5 protein-coding genes are annotated in these 7,449 nt (G+C 65.7%); 4 read left to right on the top strand and 1 reads right to left on the bottom strand.

Translation table 11 applies throughout. The features are described 5' to 3' along the window. On the top strand, positions 1-4,332 hold a 4,332-nt coding region (locus KGA66_RS27000; protein WP_211472057.1), incomplete at its 5' end, for an RHS repeat domain-containing protein. A gap of 179 nt (positions 4,333-4,511) precedes the next feature. Beyond that, entirely contained in the window at positions 4,512-4,694 is a 183-nt protein-coding gene (locus tag KGA66_RS26995; RefSeq protein ID WP_211472055.1) for a hypothetical protein, read from the top strand. A gap of 19 nt (positions 4,695-4,713) precedes the next feature. Here the strand turns inward: KGA66_RS26995 and tnpC are convergent, their stop codons facing one another. Then, entirely contained in the window at positions 4,714-6,198 is a 1,485-nt protein-coding gene (gene tnpC / locus KGA66_RS26990; protein WP_211472053.1) for an IS66 family transposase, read from the bottom strand. A gap of 171 nt (positions 6,199-6,369) precedes the next feature. Between tnpC and KGA66_RS26985 the strand changes: the two genes are divergently transcribed. Together KGA66_RS26985 and KGA66_RS26980 are read left to right on the top strand one after the other, a co-directional pair. Then, a complete protein-coding gene (locus tag KGA66_RS26985; RefSeq protein ID WP_211472051.1) occupies positions 6,370-6,612 on the top strand; it encodes a hypothetical protein in 243 nt (80 codons plus the stop codon). Positions 6,613-7,256: 644 nt separating this feature from the next. Next, positions 7,257-7,449 (top strand): hypothetical protein (locus KGA66_RS26980; protein WP_211472049.1); only part of this gene is annotated, 193 nt, incomplete at its 3' end.

Raw genomic sequence — 7,449 nt, 5'->3', positions numbered from 1 at the left:
TGCGGTTCCTCCACGCCGAGCGACGATTCGCAGAACACGATGCTGTGCTACCCGGGCTACTGGACCCCGACCGGCCAAGCGCAGCCGATCAAGGACTACTTCAACAAGTACATCGTCAACTCGGTCACCCAGTACGACCCGACGACCAAGGACACGATCCAGACCACGTACACCCCCGGCGGCTCACCGGCCTGGCACTACGACGACAACCCGCTGGTGCCCACCGCCCCGACCAACGAGCGCACCTGGGACCAGTGGCGCGGCTTCGGGCAGATGACCGTGTCCACCGGCACCGCCCCGGACCCGGTGACCAAGACCGCGTACCGGTATTTGCGCGGCATGGACGGGGACTACCTGACCTCCGGCACCACCCGCTCGGTCGCCGTCACCGACTCCCGCAACGACCCGCCGGTCACCGACTACAACCAGTACTACGGCATGACCTACGAGACGCAGGTCTACAACGGCGCCAGCGTGGTCACCGACACGATCACCGACCCGTGGACCAGCGCGCCGAGCGCCACCCACGCCCTGACCGGTCTACCCACCCTGTACGCGTTCCTGACCGGCACCGCGGACACCAAGGTCTACACCCCGCTGGCGAACGGCTCCACGCGGCAGAGCGAGACCGACTACACCCACGACGCCTACGGCCGGGTGACCAAGACGAACGACCAGGGCGACGTGTCCACGACCACCGACGATCTGTGCACCACTGTCAGCTACGCGGACAGCGCCAGCGCGTGGATCCTGGACAAGCCCGCGCAGACCAAGACCGTCTCAGTGAACTGCTCCACCACCCCGGCCTACCCGGCCGATGCCGTCTCCGACACGCTGACCTTCTACGACGGCTCCACCACACTCGGCACCGCGCCCACGGTGGGCGACGCCACCATGACACAGCAGGCGGTCTCCTACAGCGGATCCACCCCGACCTACGCGACGATGTCGAAGGCGAGCGTCGATGAGTACGGGCGCGCCACCGCGAGCACCGACCCGGACAACCGCACCACCCACACCATCTACACCCCGGCCACCGGCGCGCAGCCGACCAGCATCGCGGTGTACGACCCGCTCAACCACAAGAGCACCACCAGCTTCGATCCGCTGCGCGGCCTGCCGCTGGCGAAGAGCGACCCGGCCGGGTACGTCACCAGCGAGCAGTACGACTCGCTCGGCCGGCTGGCCGCCGTGTTCAAACCCGGCATCACCCCGGCGGCGTTGAAGTACACCTACACGATCAGCAGCACCGCGGTCTCGTTCGTCGACACCTACGCGCTGGACTCGGACGCCAGCGGCTACCACGTGACCGAGACCTTCTACGACGCGATGCTGCGCGCCTTCGAGACCCAGACCCAGACCCCGGACAACAGCCGCAACATCACCGACACCTACTACAACTCCGACGGCTGGGTCTCCGAGGGCACCGCCCCGTACAACAACTCCGCCGCGGTGAGCACCACCCCGGTGCAGGCCCAGGCGGGGCAGGTGCCCTCCGCCACCGGCTACACCTACGACGGCGCCGGCCGCAAGAGCGCCGTCATCGCCTACGCCAACGGCACCGAGACCTGGCGCACCACCTACACCTACGGCGGGAACTTCACCACCACGATCCCGCCGGCCGGCGCCACCGCCACCACGTCCGTGACCGACGCCCGCGGCCGCCAGAGCGACCTGATCCAGTACCACGCGGGCGTGCCGACCGACTACGTGGGCGACCCGCCGTCGGACTACACGGACACCACGTACACCTACACCCCGGCGGGCAAGCCGGCCACCGAGAGCGACGCCGCCGGCAACCAGTGGTCCTGGACCTACAACCTGCTCGGGCAGAAAACCGACACCCACGACCCGGACGCCGGGCACAGCGTCTCCACCTACGACAACGCCGGGCAGCAACTGACCGCAACGGACGCGCGCGGCAAGCAGAGCACGAACACCTACGATCTCGACGGCCGGATCACCGCAAGCTACGACACGACGCTGACGCAGACGCTGTCGGGCAGCAACCAGTTGAGCAAGTACGTCTACGACTCGTTCGCGGTGGGCTACCCGACCTCCACGACGTCCTACTCCAACGGGGACACCTACACCTCCGCGGTCACCGGGTACAACGCGCTGGCCAAACCCATGGGCAGCAAGGTCACCCTCACCGGGGAGGGCACCGCCCTGGTGCCCTCGACGGGGTACACCACCACGTTCGGTTACACCCTGGCGGGGCTGCTGGAGACCGAAACGGACCCCGCCTCCGGGGGCCTGAACTCCGAGAACATCAACTACGCCCACGACCTGTTCGGCGAGACCCTCTCGGTGCAAGGCTCGGGCGGCTACAACGCCAACTACATCGCCGCCGCCGGGTACTCCGAATACGGCCAGCCGGTCCAGTACATGTACGGAGGCGCGGGCACCGACACGGTCTGGGCGGATATGACCTACGACCCGCAGACCCAGGCGCTCACCGACATCCAGACCACCGACTCCACCAACAGCGGCATGCTGGATGAGCTGACCTACACCTTCGGCAACACCGCCGGCACCGTCTCCAAGGGCTCCGGGCTGCTCACCCGCGCCGTCGACAGGCAGAACGCCGCCGCCACGGTGGACACCCAGTGCTACACCTACGACTACGCCACCCGCCTGCAGCAGGCCTGGACCGCCACCGACCGGTGCGCCGCGACCCCAGCCCCGGGCAGCAGCGGCACAGTCGGCGGTCCGCTGACCCCCTACTGGCAGTCCTGGACCTACGACCCGTCCGGCGACCGGCGCACCCAGACCGACCACGACCCCGGCGGCAACACCGCCAACGACACCACCACCACCTACAACTACCCCACCCAAGGATCCGGCACCGACCAGCCGCACACCCTCACCGGCACCACCGCGACCGGCCCGAACGCCGCCGCCGACACCGCCACCTACGGCTACGACACCGCCGGCAACACCACCAGCATCACCGGCGGCGCCCTGGGCAACCAGACCCTGACCTGGACCATCCAGGGCAAACTCCAATCCGACACCACCAGCGCCGGCGCCACCAGCTACGTCTACGACGCCAGTGGCAACACGGTCGTGCGCCGCGACCCCGGCAGCACCGTGTTCTACATGGGCGACGAACAACTCACCCTGACCACCGCCACCGGCACCGTCACCGCCGTGCGCTACTACAGCATCAACGGCACGCCGATCGCCGTGAGAACCAGCACCGGCGGACACAGCTACCTGATCCCCGACCGGCAAGGCACCGACCAACTCGCCCTCGACGCCACCACCCTGACCGTTACCCGCCGCCAATACACCCCCTTCGGCAGCCCCCGAGGCACCACCCCGACCTGGGTCGGCGGCGACAAAGGCTATGTGGGCGGCGACAACGACACCACCACCGGCCTGCAAACCCTCGGCGCCCGCGACTACGACCCGATCACCGGACGCTTCCTGTCACCCGACCCCCTCTTCGAAGCCACCGACCCCACCCAACTCGGCGGCTACGACTACGCCGGCAACGACCCCACCACCGGCAGCGACCCCACCGGCAAGCTGCTCTCGACAGATGGTGGAGGTGGTACCTACAACGGGAATTGCCAGTCCGACAACTCCTGCGGAGACGGCTCCTCAGGCGGCGGTTGCTATGGTCCAGGCGGGGAATGGCTCTGCGGTGACAACGGGCAAGGCAACGGCGGTTCGGACGATGGGCTGAAAGCAGCGGCGCTATACCGCAGCGGCGGCTACACAGACGACCCCGGCTACGGCACGGCGGAGTGGAATTACCAGCATTACCACGAGATCGAACTACAGCAAGAGCTGAACAACATCGCTGATGGTGCCAAGAAATTGGCGAACTTCCTAGACCCAGGAATAACCGACTGCTTAGAAAAGGGATCGCCCGGGTCGTGCACCATGGCCGCCGCAGGCGTAATACCATTCGGCGGTGCCGAGGAAGACGCAGTCAAAGCTGGAGTTAGGGTAGAAGAGGGTTTACTTGGGCATAGCGGTCGTGGTACGAGTTCAGAAGGTCTGGGCGGGGGCACGACGCAGATCTTCCGTAATGTCGACGGCCCCGAGTTCGACTCGATCGCCTCGACGGGGAAGTTTGGGACGGGTGTCGGGCAGATGGAGGGTAAGTGGTTTGCAACCACTGGGGAGCACGCTGATCAGTGGGGCAATGTGCTCAATGGCGGCCAGGGTGTGACGATTGAGACACGTATTCCCAGCTCGCTCGCCGACCAATTGCACTTCGAGCCGGGGAAACTGGACGGTATCGGACCTGGTCTCTACGCCCAGGGTGACCAGCTCGACTTGATCAACGAGTCGATGGACGGAATCAGACTATGGTGATGAGGGATCGAATCGAGCAGCCGGTAGCCTACGCTGTGGTCTCGTGGCTTTCCGCGGAGCAGGGTGGTCGACGTTCCGGACCGCCGACGGCACCGGTGTATATGGCGACCGCGGTATTCCCTCTCGGCGGGGAGCGGGAGACGCAGCCTGGCTGGCCGGCTACCGCAGATAAACTCAGCGTGCTGTTACAGGAAACCCCAGGGACGTCCGATGGCGGACGAATCTACAAGGTGGACTTCCTGGTGCGCGATCTGGCCCGCCCGTTCCTGCACCCGGGTGCCAAGATGCTAGTCACGGAAGGGCCCAAGGTCGTGGCGTCGGCCGTGATCCGTGAGGTGCGGCCCGAGAACAGCGCTGGATGACCGGCGCCAGCGCAGATCGTCAGCCTTCCGGCAGCGGGGGAAGCCAGGGCTCGCCCTCGAACAGTATCGTCAGGGCTTGGAGTTGGCCGATGCCGTGTTTCGCGGCGGTGATCAGGTAGGACCAGATGGTGGCGAAGTCGGCCAGTCCGTCCAGGGTCCGCCACGCTCCGCCGGACGAGCGCTGGTGGATCTTGACGGGTCGGATCTCCTGCTCCGAGCCGTTGTTGGTGAACGGGACTGCGAGGTCGATGATGAAGCGCAGGATCATCTCGCGGTGCGTATCGAACCGGGTGGCCAGGGTGCGGGCGGCGTCGGCGACCGGGTCGGTGCGGCCGTGGTTGTCGATCCGGATCTGGTTCACTGCCCCGGCGTAGCAGGCCCGGTGGAAGGACAGGCCCTTCGCGTCGAGGGCGTCGGCGCCGTTCGCGCGGGCGGTCTTGGTCGCCGCGAGCATCAGCAGCAGGCTGTCGCGCATCGCGGCCAGCCCGGCCTGGCGTGTGGGGTCGGCGTCGTGCACGAGTTTGATGTCGCGCAGCGTGTGCGCACCGCACCAGGCGTGTTGCGCGTCGGTGAAGTGCGCGTACCCGGCGTAGCCGTCGCGCATGATCACCCCGCAGTAGCCGGGCAGCACGCCGCCTGCGTCGATATCGGCCTTCGTGCGGCCCCCGACGTGCATCACCGTGTACTGCTCCGAGCGTGCCACATGCACATACGCCAAGCCGGCGCCGACTTTCGCCGGGGTCTCATCCACCCCCAGGACCGGCTCGAACCCGAGCAGCACCCGCACCCGGTCGAGGAACGGGGCCAGCCGCACCGCGGCCTCGCGCCGGTAGCCGACCAGCGCACCGACCGAGATCCTGACCGCGCACAGCTGCGAGAGCAGTTGCGCGGTACGCCGGAACGGGACGTGGTGCCACAGGTTGAGCGCCACGGACCGGGCCTTGACCAGCGCCCCGAACTGTACCCGGCCGGTGACGTGCGCGGGCACCGCACCGCTAGCTCGCGCCCCGCAGCACGGACACAGCTTCACCGCGATCTGATACTCGGTCACCCTCGGCGGGGGCGGCGGCGCACACTCGAACACCTGACGACGCTGCACCAAGGCCACCGGCACCCCGGACAGGTCCGCCCCGCACGAACACGACGCGACCGGGACCTCGATCCGTTCACCGGGATCGTCGACTTGGCGCAGCGTTGTGGAGGGATCGCCGGGCTGTTTGCCGGGCTTGCGGCCGGACTTCCTGGTGAACGCCGAGGCCTTCGCCTTCGGCCGCACGAACGGCGAGTCCGAGGACGGCGGCCTGCCCGAGTTCGACGAGTCCTTCCCCGCTGCCAGCCGCCACGCGGCCAGTTCCGCGCGCACCGCATCCCGCTCGGCGACCAACTCCCGCACCAGCCGCCCCTGCTCGATCAACTCCGCGACCTGCTCATCCACCATCGACCGCAGCGCGCGTACAACCGCGATCAACTCCTCACGGGAAAGCTCGGCGGGATCAGTGGTCACACCCACACTCAACGATCAACTCAAGATCAAGTTACCTTCTGAACGCGTACCGGTCGTGGTGGGCCGGACTTCAACTCTGACCTTTCAGCAGATAGACATTATAGTGCGCATGTACTCGGTCAGCGGAAGTCGAGGGATGGCTCTACTGTGGTCAGGACAGTCACTCCCGATATGCCTGAGTTCGATCCTAAGAACGGTGGTGGAGGGTTGGACGCGTATCGTCAAGCTGCGTCTGATTTCATGAGCGGTGAGGGTCCAGAAGGCTCACATACGCTCTACACCCAATCTGGTGGTATGTTCAGAGTACAGCCGGGCACTGGTTACTTCGGCTACATGAACTCAAGCGGTACGATATCGACCTTTTTTAGACCGCTTGATCAAGACCCGTTCGAGTATTTTATTGACCAATTCTGAGGATTTGGTGATTTCGTTGAGTGCTCATCTTGAGGAGGTTCTAGTAAGGGCTGCTCAAGAGATGGGCTGGCATGACCCGGACCGTGCGCGCGAAGCCGTTACAGGTTGGCAGAATTTCGTACGCGAATGTAGGACTGGTTATACTCTCGGACTCTTCGAGTATAAGCATGATCTACGGGTTAGAGATCTCTTGGAGGTTGTCATAAATGATCCGAACGGCGTTGGCAGATCGACATTTCAGGAATTTATTAATGAGGTTCGACGTATTGATAACGAGTTTCGACTGGTGCTTGACCTCGATCTACCGGTGACGTCGGATGCACAATGGTGGCATCGGTACCTTCCGGCGTATGGCGGTGAGTACTTGACCGAAGATGTGCTTGAGGCGTATGGCGTACGAATTGCTCAATCTGATGCGTAACCAGCGGGTATGGCACGGAGCATTTTCGAAGCGAACGCATCCGCGCTGCCATCGTCCTGTCGGCAAACGGCGACCTGACCCGGTTCCGTCAAGCCGTAGAGCTGGCGAAGACGGATTGGCGTGACCTGCTCGTCGCCGCAGGGCTCGCCCACGAGGACTGGCCCGCCCGGCTCGACGAGGCGCTCGGGCCCGAGGACGCTGCTGGCCGAACCGCACAGGGCGGATGAATGGCCGAGTTCATCGACGTGCCCGACCCGGAACCCGGCTGGGAGAGGGCACCCTCATCGCCGCCGCCGGGTACTCCGAATACGGCCAGCCGGTCCAGTACATGTACGGAGGCGCGGGCACCGACACGGTCTGGGCGGATATGACCTACGACCCGCAGACCCAGGCGCTCACCGACATCCAGACCACCG

This window comes from Actinocrinis puniceicyclus, from assembly GCF_018283645.1.
Taxonomy (GTDB): Bacteria; Actinomycetota; Actinomycetes; order Streptomycetales; family Catenulisporaceae; genus Actinocrinis; species Actinocrinis puniceicyclus.
Note: the sequence above shows the minus strand (reverse complement) of the source record. Positions and strands in the feature narration are given on the sequence as shown.

Bases quoted from the DNA above. Each gene is read 5' to 3' on its own strand.
- KGA66_RS26985 (WP_211472051.1), top strand. From the start codon at position 6,370: ATGCCTGAGTTCGATCCTAAGAACGGTGGTGGAGGGTTGGACGCGTAT.